The organism is Amycolatopsis sp. NPDC058278, assembly GCF_042881395.1.
Lineage (GTDB): Bacteria > Actinomycetota > Actinomycetes > Mycobacteriales > Pseudonocardiaceae > Amycolatopsis.
The window spans coordinates 17,223-32,951 of the sequence record NZ_JBHVXZ010000061.1 but is presented as its reverse complement, the minus strand read 5'-3'; the positions used below and the strand labels follow the sequence as shown (position 1 = coordinate 32,951).

Here is a 15,729-nt window from a genome sequence, read left to right as displayed (position 1 = left end):
GACCAGTCGATCCGCTACCCAAGGAGAGTTTCGTGTCACTCGACCATTACGTCACCCTCGGCCGGTCCGGCCTCCGCGTCAGCCCCTTCGCCCTCGGCGCGATGACCTTCGGGGAAGACGCCGGTGGCGCCGGCTGCGGTGTCGAGGAGTCCGAAAAGATCCTCGCGACCTACCTCGACCTCGGCGGCAACTTCGTCGACACGGCGAACTTCTACACCAACGGGCATTCGGAAAAGATCCTCGGCGACTTCTTCGCCGCCCGCCCCGGCCGCCGTGCGCGGGTGGTGCTCGCGTCGAAGTTCTTCGGCAACCTGTTCCCCGGCGACCCCAACGGCGGCGGCGCCGGCCGGGCGTCGATCATCGCTCAGCTCGACGAGACGCTCCGGCGGCTGCGGACCGACCACCTCGACCTGTACTGGCTGCACAACTGGGACCGCCGCACGCCGATCGAGGAGACCATGCGGGCCCTCGACGACCTGGTGCGCGCGGGCAAGATCCGGTACGTCGGCTTCTCCAACACCCCGGCGTGGGTCACCGCGCAGGCCCAGGCGACCGCCTTGCTGCGCGGCTGGACGCCGTTGATCGCGCTGCAGGTCGAGTATTCGCTGCTGGCGCGGACGGTCGAGGGCGAGCTGGCGCCGTTCGCGCTCGACCAGGGCATGGCACTGGTGCCGTGGAGCCCGCTGAAGAACGGCTTCCTGTCGGGCAAGTACCGGCGTGGCGCTCCGGCGCCGGAGTCCGCCCGCGCGGCTTTCGTCGGCGGTCCGTCCGAAGCGGAGTTCACGGTCCTCGACGCCGTCGCCGCGATCGCCGGGGAGATCGGGTCGACGTCCGCGGCGGTGTCGCTGGCGTGGTTGCGCGCGCGGCGCGGAACGGTGGTCCCGATCATCGGCGCGCGGCGGCTGGAGCACCTGACCGGCAACCTCGCCGGGCTAGAGGTGACGCTGACGCCGGCGCAGCTGGCTCGGCTGGACGAGGTGTCGGCGCCGACGCTGGACTACCCGGCCCCGATGCACGGCGCCCAGCGGGCGATGCTCCAGTTCGCGGGCACGACGGTCGACGGTGAACCGTCCACTGTGTACCCGCCGTTGCTGCAGAGCGACGTCCGCTACTGAAAGACGCTAACTGCGGAACGTCCGGCGGTAGGTGTCCGGGGGCACGCCGACCGTCCGGTTGAAGTGCCGCCGCAACGTCGTCGCCGTGCCCATGCCGACCGCCTCCGCGACCGCGTCGATGCTCGCGTCCGTGTTCTCCAGCAGCTCCTGCGCGCGGCGGATGCGCTGGTTCAGCAACCACTGCAACGGCGTCGTGCCCGTGGCCGACCGGAAGTGGCGGCCCAGGTGGCGGGAGCTCATGTTCGCTCTCCGGGCCAGGTCCTCGACCGTCAGCGGGCGGTCGAGGCGGGCGGTGATCCACGGGAGCAGCGAGGCCAGCGGGTGGTCGTCGCGGGTGGGGACCGGTGCCGTCACGAACTGGGCCTGGCCGCCCGGCCGGTGCGGTGGGACCACCAGGCGGCGGGCGATCGCGTTGGCGGCCGCCGGGCCGTGGTCGGCGCGGACCAGGTGGAGGCACAGGTCCATGGCCGCCGCCTTGCCCGCCGAGGTCAGGACCTGGCCGTTGTCGACGTAGAGCACGTCCGGGTCCACCGTCACCTGCGGGTAGCGGGCGGCGAGGACGTCCGTGTGGGCCCAGTGCGTGGTGGCGCGCAAGCCGTCCAGCAGGCCGGCCGCGGCCAGCACGAACGCGCCCGTGCACAGCGACGCCACCCGTGCGCCGCGGGCGTGGGCCGCGCGCACCGCGTCGACCAGGCCGGCCGGCGGGTCCGCGTCGACGTCGGCCCAGCCCGGGACGAGCACGGTGTCCGCGCGCGCCAGCCGGTCGAGGCCGTGGTCGGGCTCCAGCAGGAACCGGCCCACCCGCACCGGGGCCGGGCCGCAGACCGCGAAGCCGTACCGGGGATCGTCGCCGAACACCTCGGTGGCGATCGTCAGCTCGAACGACAGCATCCCGTCCGTGGCGGCGAGCGCGACAGCGTGCATGTCCGAAAGTGTACGCATCACGTCGTTCCGGACACTGGTGACGACGGCTTCCGCTCGCCAGGATTGCCTCATGACTTCGGTACTGGTTTACGGCGCATACGGGCACACCGGCCGCTTCGTGGTGGCTGAGCTGCAGAAACGCGGGTACGACACGGTCCTTTCCGGACGGGACGCGGCGAAGCTGCCGGGCGGCCGTCCGGCGTCGGTCGACGACCCGGCGTCCCTCGACCGCGCGCTCGACGGGGTGGCCGCGGTGATCAACTGCGCGGGCCCGTTCGCCGAGACGGCCCTGCCGGTCGCCGAAGCGGCCATCCGCGCCGGCGTCCCGTACGTGGACGTCGCCGCCGAAATCGAGGCGAACCTCGACACGCTCGCGCTGACCGCCGACAGCGCCGTGGTGCCCGCGATGGCGTTCTTCGGCGGCCTGGCCGACCTGCTGGCCACGGCGGCGATGGGCGACTGGACGGCGGCCGACGAGGTGCACGTCGCCTACGGGCTCAGCGGCTGGCGTCCCACGGCCGGCACCCTCGCCGCGGGCCGGGTGTCCCGGGAACGCCGTGACGGCAAGCGCATCCGCTTCGCGGGCGGACGGCTGGAGTACCGCGACGACGCCCTGCCGACACGGGAGTGGCCGTTCCCCGAGCCGCTCGGCCCCCGGCCCGTCTTCGCCGAGTTCTCGATGGCCGACATCGTCACCATCCCGCGGCACCTGCAGGTGCGCGACGTCATCAGCTACATGACGGTCGACGCGGCGCAAGGCCTCGCCGCGGCGGGCGAGCGCGACGCGGCCGAAACGTTCGTGGTGGACGTCGTGGTGCGGGCCGGGGAGGACGAACGCCGGGTCGTGGCGCGCGGCGAGGACATCTACGCGGTGAGCGCGCCGCTGGCGGTGGAGGCGGTGGACCGGATCCTGACCGGGCGGGCGAAGGTGAAGGGCGTCGCGCCGGCGGGGGAGATGTTCGACGCCGCCGGCTTCCTGCGGGCGCTGGCTCCGCACATCACGGTCGAGTTCAGCTGAGGGCGGCGCTGCGGTAGCTGCCCGGGGTGGTCGCGTACTCGCGCCGGAAGGCCTTGGCGAAGGCGAACGCCGACCCGTAACCGACCGCCGGAGCCACCTGCGCCAGCGGCCGGTCGGTTTCGCGGAGCAGCCGCGCGGCCGTCGTCATCCGCCAGCGGGTGAGGTAGGTCAGCGGCGGTTCGCCGACCAGGGCGGTGAACCGCCGGGCGAACGCGGCCCGGGACAGCCCGGCCGCGGCGCCGAGCTGCTCGACCGTCCACGCCCGGGCGGGATCGCCGTGGATGGCGGCCAGTGCCCGGGCCGTCACGGGGTCGGCGAGCGCCGCCGACCACCCGGGCGTCCCGGCCGACTCGCTGAGCCAGGCGCGGAGCATGTACACGAGCAGGGCGTCGACGAGCGAGGGTGCGACGACGGCGGCTCCGGGCGGGTGCGCCGCGAGCTCGTCGTCGAGGAGCCGGACCAGCGCGCGCAGCCCGGGGTGGCGCCCCGGGACGGCGGGCAGGTGGACCACCTCGGGCAGGTCGCGCAGGAGCGGGTGGGGCCGGTGCCGGCGCAGCCGGTACGCGCCGCAGACGATCGTCGTGCGCGCCCCCGGGCCGGGGAGCGAGACGCGGCCGAAGGGGGTGGCCGTCGACGGGCGCGTGGGCCGGAAGCCGACGAGCGGCGTGCCGGGTGCGGACGTCAACGCGTGCGGGACGCCGCGGCCGAGCAGCACGACGTCACCCCGGCCGAGCTCGACCGGCTCGAAGCCGGCCTCGCCGGGCAGCGGGGCCAGCCACGCCGAGCCGGCCAGCACGACGTGGAACGCGGCCCCGGTGGTGTGGTCGAACCGCAGGCCCCACGGCGCGTGCGCCTCGGTCTGGGCCGCGACCGGGGCGCCGGAGCGCAGGGCCGCCAGTACGTCCGCCAGCACGTCCATCGGCTCACCCTAGCGAGACGAACGGACAATACAACGCGCTTTTCAGCCATTCACCGTCTCGCAACCCGTCCTTAACTTGGTGACATGACTGTTTGGGTTGAAGGCGCGACCGGCAAGGCCGGGCGCCGCGTGGTGGACGCGTTGACGGCGGCGGGGGTGCCGGTGCGGGCCGCGAGCCGCCACCCCGGCGAGGCACACGGCTCCGTGACGCCGGTGACGTTCGACTGGGCCGACGAGACGACCTGGGCCCCGGCTCTCGGCGACGCGGACGCGTTGTTCGTCAAGGGGCTGGACACCGACGACGACGCCGCGAAGACCATCGCGCGGCTGATCGGCACGGCGCCGTCCGCGCGCCGGGTCGTGCTCATGTCCGCGGTGGGGGTGGACCGGACGCCGGACCACGCGCCGCGGCGGGCCGTCGAGCTGGCGGTGCAGGAGTCCGGCAAGCCCTGGACCGTCCTGCGGCCGAACTGGTTCCTGCAGAACTTCGACGAGGACGAGTGGGTGTTCGCGCGGGCGCTGCGCGAGACCGGCGAACTGTACGCGGGCAGCGGCGACAGCTTGGTCGGGTTCACCGACACCCGCGATCTGGCCGATGCCGCTGTCACGGTCCTGACCGAGGACGGGCACGACGGCCGCGGCTACGCCATCACCGGGCCCGAGGCGCTGACGTTCGGGGAGATGGCGGCGCTGCTGGCCGAGGCGTCCGGCCGCCCGATCCGGCACCGGGACGCGACGCCCGCCGAGCACCGGGCGCACTTCGCGCGGTCCGGCCACCCCGAGGCGTGGGTGGAGCACATGCTGCACCTGTTCGCGCTGGTGCGGGCCGGGGTGTTCGCCCCGGTGACGGACGATTTCCGGCGGCTGACCGGGAAGGCACCGCGCACACCGGCGGCGTACGCCGACGAGGTGTGGCGGCCGTGACCACGGCGGGGGTCCGGGGGCGAAGCCCGCCGGAAACACGACGAGCGAGTCCGGCGAAGGCGCGAAGCGCCGAGCAGGACTCGCTCAACCCGTTCGTGGGCCCGGAGAGACTCGAACTCTCACTGGCACGGACCTAAACCGTGTGCCTCTGCCAATTGGGCTACGGGCCCCCGGTACTCCGAAGCCTAGCGTGCGGCGTGGCCCGTGCGGAGGCGGCGGGGCGGTCGACTAAGTTGGGACCTGGAAGTCCCATGCGGCGAGGAGGACAAGTGGCCCGCGATCCCGAGACGATCGAGCGTGAGATCGAGCAGGCTAGGACCGCTCTGGCGGCGACGCTCGACCAGCTGACCGTCAAGGCCGACCCGAAGAAGCTCGCCGACGCGGCCAAGGACGGCGTGCGCGCCAAGCTGGACAACCCCAAGGTCAAGTTCCCGCTGATCGGTGCGGGCGTCCTCGTGCTGGTCCTGCTGGTGCGCAAGCTCCTCAAGTAGCGCTCAGGCCTGTTTCGCCGGCGCCTTGCTCTCGGCAGCGGGCGCCGGCTCCGCCGGGCTCTTGCGGTCCTCGACCGCCTTCGGCAGCTGCTTGCTCGGCGGCAGCTGGGGCTTCTTGCCCGCCGACGCCGGAGTCTGCTGCTTCGGCACGCTGCCGGGCGGCGGGACCTCGAGCGGCGGCAGCTTCGGGAGCGTCAGCCGGGCCGTCATGTAGGCGCTGGTGAAGTCCAGCGCACTCCCGTTGAGCAGGTGCACCACCGTCGTCTTGCCGTCGCCGGCGAGCTCCTCGACCAGCTGGTCGGCCCGGTCGCGCGCGGCGATGATGCCGGGCGCCCGTGCGGTCAGCTCCTTGCCGCGGCCGCTGACCGTGATGGCCCAGTCGGCGTCGTCCTGGACGTACGTCGCCGTGATCGCTTCCACCATCTGCCTCACGCCCCTCTCCCTCACCAGCATCCTCACACAACCGTGACGCGGTCACCGCGTTTTCGTGACGTGGTTCCCGCGCCCCTCCTCCGGTCGCGAAAGTCCAGCATACTTTCTACCTTGTCATCGGTACCGTAGAGCAACTCTGTGTCACAGGACACGACAGCGCTGAGTAACGACCAAATGGCCTAGTGCACGCGCAGGCTAACGTGCACGTTGCCGCAGGCCGGTCCACAGCACGTCCATGGCGTATTCGGTGGCCGTCTCGGGGCTCACTTCGTCGTGGCGCTCGCACCAGATCGCGAGCCGTTCGCACGCTCCCACCACGAATTCCGCGGCCGCTTCGGCCCTCAGGTCGTCCCCGCTGTCGAAGTGGCCGCTCATCAGCGCGGCGATGAGGTCGGTCTGCTGCCGCCGGGTCTCCTCGACCTCGTCGGCGGCCGGCGTGCCGATCAGCACCATTTCGTGCCGCAGCAGCGACCACGCTTGGCGCCGTTCGCGGATGAAGACGAAGAAGGCCAGCAGGCCGCGCCGCAGCGCGTCCTCGGCGTCCACCGCGCCGACCGTGGCCTGCTCGGTGACCTCGCGCAGCACCGCCCGCGACTCCCGGATGCAGGCCAGCAGCAGGCCTTCCTTCGAGTTGAAGTACTCGTAGAGCATCGGCTTCGAGACGCCCACCAGTTCGGCGATCTCGTCCATCGACGCCGCCGCGTAGCCGCGTGCCGAAAAGACCTGCTCGGCGACCTCGATCATCTGCCGCATCCGGTCGGCCCGTGGCATGCGCTTGCGCTTCGCGGTGGTCACGGGTCAGACTCTACCGCTGGTAACCTACTCCCAGTAAGATGGACGACGAGTAACAGTAACCCGGAGGCGTCATGGGCAACCGCACGGAGACCGGGGTCGTCATCGTCGGGACCGGGTTCTCCGGTCTCGGCATGGCGATCCAGCTGCGCAAAGAGGGACGAGAGGACTTCGTCATCCTCGAAAAGGCCCACGACGTCGGCGGCACCTGGCGCGACAACAGCTACCCGGGCTGCGCCTGCGACATCCCGTCGCACATGTACTCGTTTTCCTTCGAGCAGAACCCGGGCTGGTCGCGGGCCTACTCCCCGCAGCCGGAGATCTGGCGGTACATGCGCGAGGTCGCCGACAAGCACGACCTGCGCCGGTTCGTCCGGTTCGGCCAGGAGATGACCGGCGCCCGCTGGGACGCCGAGGAGAACCGGTGGCACGTCGCCACGAGGGGCGGCGACGAGTTCGTCGGCACCGCGCTGGTCGCCGGGGTGGGCGCGCTCCACCTGCCGATGATCCCGGAACTGCCCGGGATCGAGAAGTTCGCGGGCCCGGCCTACCACTCCGCGCAGTGGCGGCACGACGTCGACCTCGCGGGCAAGAAGGTCGCGGTCATCGGCACCGGCGCCAGCGCGGTCCAGTTCGTGCCGAAGATCGCGCCCGAGGTGGCGGAGCTGACGCTGTTCCAGCGGACGCCGCCGTGGATCATGCCGAAGGCCGACCACGAGATGTCCGGCCGGACGCGTGCGCTGTTCAAGGCGTTCCCGCCGGCCCAGCGCGCCTACCGCACCCTGCTCTACTGGCTGCTCGAAGCCCGGGCCATCGGGTTCAACGGCCAGTCGTGGGTGATGAAGCTCGGGCAGCGGATCGCCAAGCGCAACATCGACCGCGCGATCAAGGACCCGCAGCTGCGCCGCAAGGTGACCCCGGACTACACGATGGGCTGCAAGCGCGTGCTCATCTCCAACGACTACTACCCGGCACTGGCGCGGGACAACGTCGACGTCGTCACCGAGGGCGTGCGGGAGGTCCGCGAGCGCAGCGTCGTCGACGCCGCCGGCGTCGAGCACGAAGCCGACGTCCTCATCTACGGCACCGGCTTCCACGTCACCGACGCCTTCGACGACCTGGAGATCGTCGGCCGCGACGGGCGCAACCTCGGCAAGGAGTGGGCGACCGAGGGGATGCGGACGCACCTCGGGATCACCGTCGCCGGCTTCCCGAACCTGTTCTTCCTGCTCGGCCCCAACACCGGCCTCGGGCACAACTCCGTCGTGTTCATGATCGAGGCCCAGATCTCCTACGTCGCCGAAGCGCTGCGGCTGGCCGGCGGCCAGGCGATCGAGCCGAAGCCCGAGGTGCAGGAGCGGTTCAACGCGCAGATCCAGCGCAAGCTCGCGAAGGGCATCTGGACCCGCGGCGGCTGCAAGAGCTGGTACCTGGACGCGAAAGGTGTCAACCGGACGATCTGGCCCGGCTTCACCTGGCGGTACTGGCTGGACACTCGGAAGGTGCGGCGCGAGGACTTCCGGGTCGGCTGATCGGGAGGGTCCCTCGCCGGTGGTGAGGGACCCTCCCGGGATCAGCGGGAGGTGTAGCGGCGGAGGCGGCCGATCAGGTCCACGGTCGGCAGGCGGCACAGCTCGGCCATCCGCTCGAGGGCGGGCAGGTCGAGGGCGATCTCGCCGCCCCCCTGCTCACCGGCCTGGCGGAGGCGGTCTTCGGCCCAGCGGCGCAGCGGCAGCAGATCGGCCGAGGCGTCGGCGACGACCTTGCGCAGGTCCACGCGGACCCGCCCGGGCTCGTCCAGGAACACCCGGCGGTGCACCTTGGCCAGCAGGTCCTGGGGCAGTTCGTCCATCGCGACGCACAGCTCGACCAGGCGCACGACGGAGCACTGTCTGGTGCCCAGCTCGTAGGTGGCCAGCGTCTGCAGCGAGATCTCGCTCTGCAAGTGCTGGTTCAGCTCCTTGCGCGTCCACCCTCGGCTGCGCCGGAGCTTGCGGAGCTCGTCTCCGAGGATCCGCTGGTACTCCTCAGCGTCGATCAGCACATCAATGTCCCCTGCCGTGCGCTCCCACGGCACCGCCCGGGCGTGATGATTCCCGTGCAGGTGCACCCTCACACGTATGTAAGTGCGCTGGTGCCCGGCCCTTACGCGATTTCCGGCATGTCTTTGATACCGATTGCGCGAGTTAGGCCGAACGGGTTAACGACAGCTCGCCGACCGGCTCAGTTGACGCAGGGAACGCCTTCGGCGGTGATCGGCTTCTCCTCGTCGGCGCCGGCCGGCGGGGGCGTCGCGGCCTGCGACGTCGCTCCCGGGGCACCGGCGCCCGAGTTCGCGTCGGAGGTCGTGCCCTGGTAGTCGGCGCCGAGGAACACCGTCACGTGGCCCGCCGCCACGCTCTTGTCCTCTTGGATCGTCGGCGAGCCGCCCAGTGCCTCCGCGACCGCCTGGCCCTTGTCCTTGCCGCCCTTCGGCACCCAGATCACCGTGGTCTTGCGCGCGGTCGCGTTGGCCGTATCGCCGGAGGTGAAGCCCTTGCTCTCGAGGGTCTTGGCGACGCCCGCCGCGAGGCCGGTGCGCCCGGAAGCGTTGCGGACGTCGACCGTGGTCGCCTTGTTCGCGGGGTCGGCCTGCTGCGCCGGTGGCGTCGTCTGGCCCGGCGGCGGCCCGGCGAGCCCCTGCACGAACTGCTTCACCTCGGCCGGGTCGACCTGGATGGCCGAGCCGTCTTCGGGGGTCTTGTAGTCGATGTTCTTCACCGGGATCGTGCGGAATTCGAGCTGGCCGCCGGTCAGGCCCTTCATCTGCTGGGCGAACCCGAAGATGTCCCAGTGCTGGCTGAGCACGACCGACTTCTTGATCGCCTCGATCAGGTCGTTGAGCTTGCCGGGGTTGGTCAGCGTGCCGGCCGAGAGCACCTTGCGCGCCATGCCGGCCATGAACACCTGCTGGCGCACGACGCGGTCGAGGTCGCCGTTCGGCAGGCCGTGGCGCTGCCGGACGAACTCGAGGGCTTCGACGCCGGAAATCGTGTGCTGGCCCTTGGTGAAGTTCGCGCCGGAGTACTGGTCTTTGACGTTGTTGTTCAGGCAGACGTCGACGCCGCCGACGGCCTTGGTGATCTCGCTGAAGCCGAGGAGGTTCACCGCGGCGTAGTTGTCGATGGTCGACCCGGTGAGCTTCTGGACGGTGTCGATCAGCTCCCGCGCCCCGGCCTGGTTGGCCTGGACGTCGAGCTCCTTCGGATCGGTGACGCCCTTCTTCTGCAGGTCCTTGCGGGCCGTCAGCATCGCCCGCGCATACGCGGAGTTGATCTTGTGCTTGCCGTAGCCGCCGGGGATGTCGACGTAGGTGTCACGCGGCAGGGAGATCGCGACGGCCTTGCTGCCGTCGTTGGGGATGTGCACGAAGATCAGGGAGTCGGTGTTGAGCTCGCCGTCGGCGTCGCCGGCGCGCAGCTCGTCGAGCACCTCGCGCGGCAGCGGGTTGCCCTGGGCGTCGGTGCGGCTGTCGAGGCCGACCAGCAGGATGTCGCGGGCGCCGTCGGCGGGCTTCTCGCCACCGCCGCCGTCGCTGATCACGTTCGTGTAGTTGAGCCCGTTGACCAGGCCCCGCATGGCCGCCCAGGCGTACCCGGTCAGGCCTACCACCAGCAGCGAGACGACGGCCATCGCGACCTTCGCGCCGCGGAAGGAGCTGCGGCCGGCGCGCGGGGCCGGGCGCGGCTGCGGGCGGCGGGACGCGGGCGGGTCGGCGCGGCGGGCATCCGCCGGCTCGCGGCGCGGTGCGGGGCGGCGCGGCGGTGAGCTGCCGCGGCGTGCGTCGTCCCGGCCTGGCTCGTCCTGCCAGGGCCGGGCGGGGCGGCGGCCGCCTTGCCCGTTCCGAGGCGGGTGATCCACGCGGGCGACTCCTCACTCCATCGATCGGGTGGTGCTCAGGGATGGACGCATGGTGCCGTCCCCTGGTTGCCGTAGCGTTACACATCCCCCTGCGAATGTGCTCCGCGCCACCCAGTTTCCCGCACGTTCGACGGTTTCGCCTGGTCAGGACGTCACGTTCGCCGGCGGCCGGACCGGGATGAGGGTGCCCGCGGCGGCCAGCAGGGCAAACGCGGCCGTCACCGCGTGGAGCGTGACGTCGAGGAAGCCGGGCGTGCTGCCGTCGGCGGCGAACAGCAGCGAAGGCGCGCAGGCGAGCGCCGTGGCCAGCCAGGTGCCGGTCGCCGCGCCGGCCCCGATCCGGATCGTGTGCAGCAGGAAGACCCCGAGCAGCAGGTGCACCAGGCTCTGGATCGGGTCGAGCCGCAGGCCGAGCAGGTCGGCGTCGGCGGCGACCCCGCCGAAGCGGGTCAGCGCGAAACCGAACACCCCCAGCGTCGCGTAGCCGATCCCGAGCCCGGCCGCGGCCCGGGTGAGCACCGCCGTCCGGCGGCCGGGGTGGTCGGCCGCGCGCGGCTCCCGGACGCCGTGGGTGTGCCGTTCGAACCACCAGAAGACCAGGGTGGCGGGCACCGCGAGCAGCCCGACCGCGACCAGCGTGCGCGGGCGGATCAGCCAGCTGAGCCCGTCGGCGATCCGGCCGGGCAGGTACACGACGGCGACCAGCAGCAGCATCGAGGCGAGGAACGCCAGGTAGAGGCTCATCGGCGCCCGCAGGACGAACCGGCAGGCGCGGGCGATGCCCGGCCGGTCGCCGAGCCTGCCGAGCGGGCGGGCCAGCAGCCCCAGCACGCCCAGCTGGACGAGGCCGAGCAGCAGCACGCCCCACGGCGGGGCGGAGAACGCGGCGGGCGCGCCCGGGCTGCCGAGCAGGACGGGTGGCCCGCCTCGCAGGACGCTCACCCCGGCGAGACCCGCGACCCCGGCCGCGGCGGCCGTGGCGAACACCCGTCGCGCCGGGCGGACACCGTCGGCGTGCGCGAAGGCGAGTTGCTGGGCGAGCAGGGCGATGGCGAACGTCGCCGCGTAGCGCGGCAGCGGCGAACCCGACCAGCTCGCGGCCAGCTCGCCGCCGGCGACCAGGGCGAGCAGCCCGGCGGCCGCGGGCACCGGCGCCCGGCGGTGCAGGGCCAGCAGCGGGGGCGCGCACACGATCGTCAGCAGGTAGACGCCGAGCAGCCAGAGCGGGTGCAGCGCGATCCGCATCACCGTCGCCGTCGTTCCCGCCGGGCTGCCGAGCAGTTCGAGCGCGAGCGGCGTCAGCAGCGCGACGACCGCGAAGATCAACGCCGGGCGCAGCAGCGGGCTCGCGCGTTCGGCCAGGTAGTGGCGGTAGCCGCCGCCGGCTTCCAGCTCGGCGCGCCACCCGGCCGCGTTGGCGTGACCACCGGCGAAGTAGATCAGCGGGGCGAGCTGGGCGAGCCAGGTGACCGGCCACAACGCGGGCTCGGGGGCGCCGGCCCAGTGCGCGAGCGCCGTCACCGACTCGCCGAGCAGCAGCAGGACGACCCCACCGGCGCCCAGCAGCGCCCACCGGCTGACCTCCGCGGGGACGGCAGCCGGTGCGGGCGCGCGTGGCTCGCGGCGGGCCCTCAGCCAGCCGCGCAGCCGGAAGACCAGCAGGCAGCCGATCACCAGCACCCCGGCGACCATCGGGCCGATCGGGTCGCCGACCGGCGGGCCCCAGCGCTGGTGCCACGAGTTGACGACCAGCCCGGCCGAGTAGAAGGAGGCGACGACCCGGCAGGTGAGCGCCGAGTCCATCGGGTTGAGGTCGCAGGCGTGGTGCATGTCGTAGGACAGGCGGTCGTCCAGGGCCTCCCGGACTTCGGGGCCGAGCGGGTGGCCCTTGCGGTCGGCGTACCGGAGCAGGTCGTAGCCGAGGTCGTGCGCCTTGCACGGCACCGCGTAGTCCCACTTCGTGTTGTCGTCGCCCCACGGCGTCGAGCAGCCGCCGTCGACGTGCACGGCGCGGACCGTGCCGTCGCGGGCCGGCAGCGCACCCGGGGTGACGCCGCTGAGCGCGGTGAAGTCCTTCGGCAGCCGGGCGAGCGCGTCGGGGTGCGGACCGGGGTGGACCAGCGCCTCGATGGCGTTCTGCGCGGCCAGCACGTCACCGGTCGGCGGGCCCTGGTCCGGCGGGGACGGCGGACGCGAGGCGATCAGCCCGAACGCGAAGACGACCAGCAGGACCAGCAGCAGCCACCCGGACGTCGACCAGGGTCGGCGGGTGCGTGGCGGATCGGTCGGGGCCGGCATGGGTTCAAGGGTGCCAGCCCCGCTCGGCGGCCGACATGGGGATAACCACAGGGTTGCATGGCGGTTTACCGCAGGCTGCCCGGACGGCTGCCCGTTCTTCCCTACCGCGGCGGGGATGTCCTGGTGAGACTGGCGACAGAGGGGGCGTGGCGACCAGGAGGCAGCAGTGCGCCCGACCGAGCTCGCCGTGCCCGCGGAGAACACCGTGCGCGCCCTGCGCCGGCTCGCCCCCGGCGCCCGGCTGCGCGAACCGCCCACGCCGGAGCTGCGGGTGCTGGCCGGTGCGCTGCGCGACTGTGCGCCGCCGGAGCTGGCCCGGGCCCACCCCCGGCCGGTCGCCCGGGTGGTGTTGGCCGCGCAACTGCGGATGCTCGACCGGGCGATGACGGGGTTCTTCGACGCGGGTGGTCCGGAGTCCGCCCGGCTGGTCAGGGCCGCGCGGTTCGGCAGGGTCCGGCCGCGGCGGCTGCTCGACCGGCTGGCCACCGAGCCGGGCTTGCGCACGGCGGCGCTGGTCTGGGCGGAGGTGCTCGGGCACCGGATCCTGGCGGGGGAGTTGCGCGGGGTGCGCGAGGTGCCGGCGGAAGAGGACGGACGGCTGGCGGCGGACCTGGCGGTGGCGGCGCTGCTGCCGCGGGCCGAGCCCGGGAGCGCGGGGCGGGAGGTGCTGCTGCCCTGGCCGGACGGCGGTGAGGGTGAGCCGCGGGCGCCGGGCGGCGGTGCGGGTGGTGCGGGTGGCTCGTCGCTGGGCCGAGGTGCTGGTGAGGGCTTGTCGCCGTGGGCTGGTGCGGGTGGCTCGTCGCTGGGCCGAGGTGCTGGTGAAGGCTTGTCGCCGTGGGCTGGTGCGGGTGGCTCGTCGCCGGGCCGCGCTGCCGGTGATGGCTTGCCGCCGTGGGCTGCGGCGGGGGGCTCGCTGCGGTCCGAGGGGGAGGACTGCGGTCTCCCGCGGGCTGGGGCCGGTGGTTGCGCGGAGGGCGTGTCGCGGGCTGGTTCGCCGTCGGGGCCGGAGGCCGGTGCCGTCGGTCGGTCCGGCCTGCCGCCGGAACCGGGTGGCCCGCCTGCCGATCCCGGTGGCAGCGCCTTCCTCCGCGTCCGCTCCGTGCGCGTCAGCGACCGTGGCTTCCGGGTCGACGTCCACGCCGAGCCGCCCGTCGAACTCCTCCGCGACGGCGACGGCCTCACCCTCCGCGCCCTGTGGTGGAACGGCCTGGACCGGGTCGCCGACGACCTCGGCCACGAGTACCTGCTGCTGGCCAGGGACCACGCCGGCACCGGGACCGTCCGGCACTGGTGCCATCCCCGGCCCGCGCCCGGCGCGCGGGTCCTGCGGCTCGAGTCCGCCGGCTACCGCGGTGAGCGGGTGCGCCTCGACCCGGCCTCGGCCGGGACCTGCGCCGAGGTGCTCGTCAAATGCGAACTCACCGTCCGGCTGGGGGCGTGACCGTGTCCGGGGCGAAGCAGACCTGGTCGCGGCCGTTTTCCTTCGCCAGGTAGACCGCCGCGTCGGCGGACTGGAGGAGGCGCTCGAGGGTGTCCCCGTGGCGGGGGTGGCGGGCCACGCCGATCGACGTCGTGCGGTCGGCGATGGTGGCCGGGTCGCCGCGCTTGTCCGTCGTCACGATGTGCAGCTTCGCGATCGCGATGCGGATGCGTTCGGCCGCGTCCCACGTCGCGTCTTCGTCGATGTCCGGCAGCAGAATGAGGAATTCCTCGCCGCCGAAACGGCCGACCAAGTCGCTCGGTCTGGTCACTTCGTCGAGCGTTTGCGCAACGGTGCGCAGCACGTCGTCGCCCGCCGGATGTCCATAGGTGTCGTTAATCCACTTGAAGTGGTCCAGATCGACCATCAGCAGCGCCAGTTGATCACCCGATCGAGCGGTCCGTTCAAGAGCCCGCTCCGCCGCCTCCGACCAGCCACGCATGTTGAGAATGCTCGTTTTCGGGTCCGTCCGGACGTCGTTCTGGAGCTGGTCGAGTTCCGCGAGGCGATTGAAGACCACGGTGACCACGGCCATCACCGCCACCATCGGCGGGACGGCGGCGAGCAGGATCGCGGTCACCGCGCCGAGGCCGATGGTGATCGCTTCGAGCATGTTGTCGGCCGGGCTGCCCAGCACGTTACGAACCGTGCGCCCGGCGGGGGATCCGAGCAGCAGGACCCCGCCCACGTACGCGATCTGGATCGCTTCGTAGATGGCTCCGGTGACGACGATGGTGCCGAACTCGCGGAGGAAGTCACCCCAGCCCGGCCGGCCGAGCAGGTGCGGCCCGAGCGCCGTGTAGGTGAGGTGGGCGAGCGCGCCGGCGAGGCCGTGCGTGATGGACGAAAAAATGAAGTTGTGGGCGGGCCGCCGTGCGATGAACCAGTGCTGCAGCCGGATGACGGCGATGACGAAAAGGGTGAGCGGTACCGGCAGTATCATCGCGGCGGAAAACGTCCACACGGCGGTGAGGTCGATCAGTACCGTTTTGGTCCGGTTGCGCCGCCGTTCTTCCTGGCGCTGGGTCAGTTGAATGTGGACGGTGGCACCCGCGGCCAGAATGGCGAAATTGATCCAGTCGTTTCCGGACGGAATCGGCGAGCGTGCGAACGACACGGCGAGAACGGCCACCGCGACGGCTTCGGCCGCCAGCATGAAGGCGACCTGCACCGGCCGACGGCGCCAGAGCGCCCAGTTGCCCGGCCAGTACGCGTGGCGGACCCGGGCGGTCGCTGGTGGACCACTGGTCGTGGTCGCGGGCGTACCTGTGGTCACGTCCGGTTCCGCGGCGCCGCGGTTTGGGGACGCAGCGGCCCGCGCCGCCTGGCCGGCGCCCGGCTCGCCCGGCGCGGCGGGGTCCCCGTCCGGTCCTGGATGCAATTGGTCACCTCCTTTCCAGCCTAGTCCCGGCCTTGAGTAATCTCATCGGTACCTG

The 15,729-nt window shown here is 72.5% G+C and carries 14 protein-coding genes and 1 tRNA gene; 6 read left to right on the top strand and 9 right to left on the bottom strand.

The annotated features are described in order from the left end of the window. Nucleotides 1–32: 32 nt before the first annotated feature. Nucleotides 33–1,115 carry an aldo/keto reductase gene (locus tag ACFVYA_RS28460; RefSeq protein ID WP_387049305.1) on the top strand — a complete coding sequence of 361 codons (1,083 nt, stop codon included), beginning with the start codon at nt 33–35 and terminating at the stop codon, nt 1,113–1,115. A gap of 6 nt (nt 1,116–1,121) precedes the next feature. Here ACFVYA_RS28460 and ACFVYA_RS28455 read toward each other — a convergent pair whose 3' ends face one another. Continuing rightward, the gene (locus tag ACFVYA_RS28455) at nt 1,122–2,039 is read right to left on the bottom strand and encodes a helix-turn-helix domain-containing protein (protein WP_387049303.1); all 918 of its coding nucleotides are present in this window, start codon (nt 2,037–2,039) and stop codon (nt 1,122–1,124) included. Nucleotides 2,040–2,109: 70 nt separating this feature from the next. Between ACFVYA_RS28455 and ACFVYA_RS28450 the strand changes: the two genes are divergently transcribed. Beyond that, nucleotides 2,110–3,057, top strand: a complete 948-nt coding sequence (locus ACFVYA_RS28450) for a saccharopine dehydrogenase NADP-binding domain-containing protein (RefSeq protein ID WP_387049301.1) — start codon at nt 2,110–2,112, stop codon at nt 3,055–3,057. On the opposite strand, the gene ACFVYA_RS28445 is transcribed toward ACFVYA_RS28450, so the two are convergent. Continuing rightward, entirely contained in the window at nt 3,050–3,976 is a 927-nt protein-coding gene (locus ACFVYA_RS28445; protein WP_387049299.1) for an AraC family transcriptional regulator, read from the bottom strand. The two genes, ACFVYA_RS28450 and ACFVYA_RS28445, sit on opposite strands and share 8 nt — an antisense overlap. 84 nt (nt 3,977–4,060) lie before the next feature. Between ACFVYA_RS28445 and ACFVYA_RS28440 the strand changes: the two genes are divergently transcribed. Beyond that, entirely contained in the window at nt 4,061–4,900 is an 840-nt protein-coding gene (locus ACFVYA_RS28440; RefSeq protein ID WP_387049298.1) for an NAD(P)H-binding protein, read from the top strand. Nucleotides 4,901–4,996: 96 nt separating this feature from the next. Here the strand turns inward: ACFVYA_RS28440 and ACFVYA_RS28435 are convergent. After that, nucleotides 4,997–5,070: transfer RNA gene (locus tag ACFVYA_RS28435), tRNA-Leu, on the bottom strand. A 99-nt stretch (nt 5,071–5,169) separates the two neighbouring features. On the opposite strand from ACFVYA_RS28435, the gene ACFVYA_RS28430 reads away from it, so the two are divergent. Further along, nucleotides 5,170–5,391, top strand: coding sequence for a DUF3618 domain-containing protein (locus ACFVYA_RS28430; protein ID WP_004559246.1), 222 nt, complete (start codon nt 5,170–5,172; stop codon nt 5,389–5,391). Between the two features lie 3 nt (nt 5,392–5,394). On the opposite strand, the gene ACFVYA_RS28425 is transcribed toward ACFVYA_RS28430, so the two are convergent. Both ACFVYA_RS28425 and ACFVYA_RS28420 read right to left on the bottom strand, forming a co-directional pair. Then, nucleotides 5,395–5,814 (bottom strand): hypothetical protein, encoded by a 420-nt coding sequence (locus ACFVYA_RS28425; RefSeq protein ID WP_387049334.1) that lies wholly within the window; start codon nt 5,812–5,814, stop codon nt 5,395–5,397. Between the two features lie 204 nt (nt 5,815–6,018). After that, nucleotides 6,019–6,576 (bottom strand): TetR/AcrR family transcriptional regulator, encoded by a 558-nt coding sequence (locus tag ACFVYA_RS28420; RefSeq protein WP_285993936.1) that lies wholly within the window; start codon nt 6,574–6,576, stop codon nt 6,019–6,021. A 113-nt stretch (nt 6,577–6,689) separates the two neighbouring features. Here ACFVYA_RS28420 and ACFVYA_RS28415 point away from each other — a divergent pair, with 113 nt between their 5' ends. Further along, a complete protein-coding gene (locus tag ACFVYA_RS28415) occupies nt 6,690–8,147 on the top strand; it encodes a flavin-containing monooxygenase (RefSeq protein ID WP_387049296.1) in 1,458 nt (485 codons plus the stop codon). Nucleotides 8,148–8,188: 41 nt separating this feature from the next. On the opposite strand, the gene ACFVYA_RS28410 is transcribed toward ACFVYA_RS28415, so the two are convergent. The 3 genes from ACFVYA_RS28410 to ACFVYA_RS28400 all read right to left on the bottom strand — a co-directional run bounded on the left by ACFVYA_RS28410 (nt 8,189) and on the right by ACFVYA_RS28400 (nt 12,813). Then, complete coding sequence (locus ACFVYA_RS28410) at nt 8,189–8,659, bottom strand: helix-turn-helix domain-containing protein (RefSeq protein ID WP_387049295.1); 471 nt, start codon at nt 8,657–8,659, stop codon at nt 8,189–8,191. Between the two features lie 179 nt (nt 8,660–8,838). Continuing rightward, the gene (locus ACFVYA_RS28405; protein WP_387049294.1) at nt 8,839–10,515 is read right to left on the bottom strand and encodes an LCP family protein; all 1,677 of its coding nucleotides are present in this window, start codon (nt 10,513–10,515) and stop codon (nt 8,839–8,841) included. Between the two features lie 144 nt (nt 10,516–10,659). Beyond that, nucleotides 10,660–12,813 (bottom strand): phospholipase, encoded by a 2,154-nt coding sequence (locus ACFVYA_RS28400; protein ID WP_387049292.1) that lies wholly within the window; start codon nt 12,811–12,813, stop codon nt 10,660–10,662. A gap of 166 nt (nt 12,814–12,979) precedes the next feature. On the opposite strand from ACFVYA_RS28400, the gene ACFVYA_RS28395 reads away from it, so the two are divergent. Then, nucleotides 12,980–14,254, top strand: coding sequence for a hypothetical protein (locus tag ACFVYA_RS28395; protein WP_387049291.1), 1,275 nt, complete (start codon nt 12,980–12,982; stop codon nt 14,252–14,254). On the opposite strand, the gene ACFVYA_RS28390 is transcribed toward ACFVYA_RS28395, so the two are convergent. Then, entirely contained in the window at nt 14,232–15,674 is a 1,443-nt protein-coding gene (locus ACFVYA_RS28390) for a GGDEF domain-containing protein (RefSeq protein WP_285985839.1), read from the bottom strand. The two genes, ACFVYA_RS28395 and ACFVYA_RS28390, sit on opposite strands and share 23 nt — an antisense overlap. Nucleotides 15,675–15,729 lie beyond the last annotated feature (55 nt).

Bases quoted from the DNA above. Each gene is read 5' to 3' on its own strand.
- ACFVYA_RS28450 (WP_387049301.1), top strand. From the start codon at position 2,110: ATGACTTCGGTACTGGTTTACGGCGCATACGGGCACACCGGCCGCTTC.
- ACFVYA_RS28440 (WP_387049298.1), top strand. From the start codon at position 4,061: ATGACTGTTTGGGTTGAAGGCGCGACCGGCAAGGCCGGGCGCCGCGTG.
- ACFVYA_RS28455 (WP_387049303.1), bottom strand. From the start codon at position 2,039: ATGCACGCTGTCGCGCTCGCCGCCACGGACGGGATGCTGTCGTTCGAG.
- ACFVYA_RS28420 (WP_285993936.1), bottom strand. From the start codon at position 6,576: ATGCGGCAGATGATCGAGGTCGCCGAGCAGGTCTTTTCGGCACGCGGC.
- ACFVYA_RS28400 (WP_387049292.1), bottom strand. From the start codon at position 12,813: ATGCCGGCCCCGACCGATCCGCCACGCACCCGCCGACCCTGGTCGACG.
- ACFVYA_RS28445 (WP_387049299.1), bottom strand. From the start codon at position 3,976: ATGGACGTGCTGGCGGACGTACTGGCGGCCCTGCGCTCCGGCGCCCCG.
- ACFVYA_RS28415 (WP_387049296.1), top strand. From the start codon at position 6,690: ATGGGCAACCGCACGGAGACCGGGGTCGTCATCGTCGGGACCGGGTTC.
- ACFVYA_RS28425 (WP_387049334.1), bottom strand. From the start codon at position 5,814: ATGGTGGAAGCGATCACGGCGACGTACGTCCAGGACGACGCCGACTGG.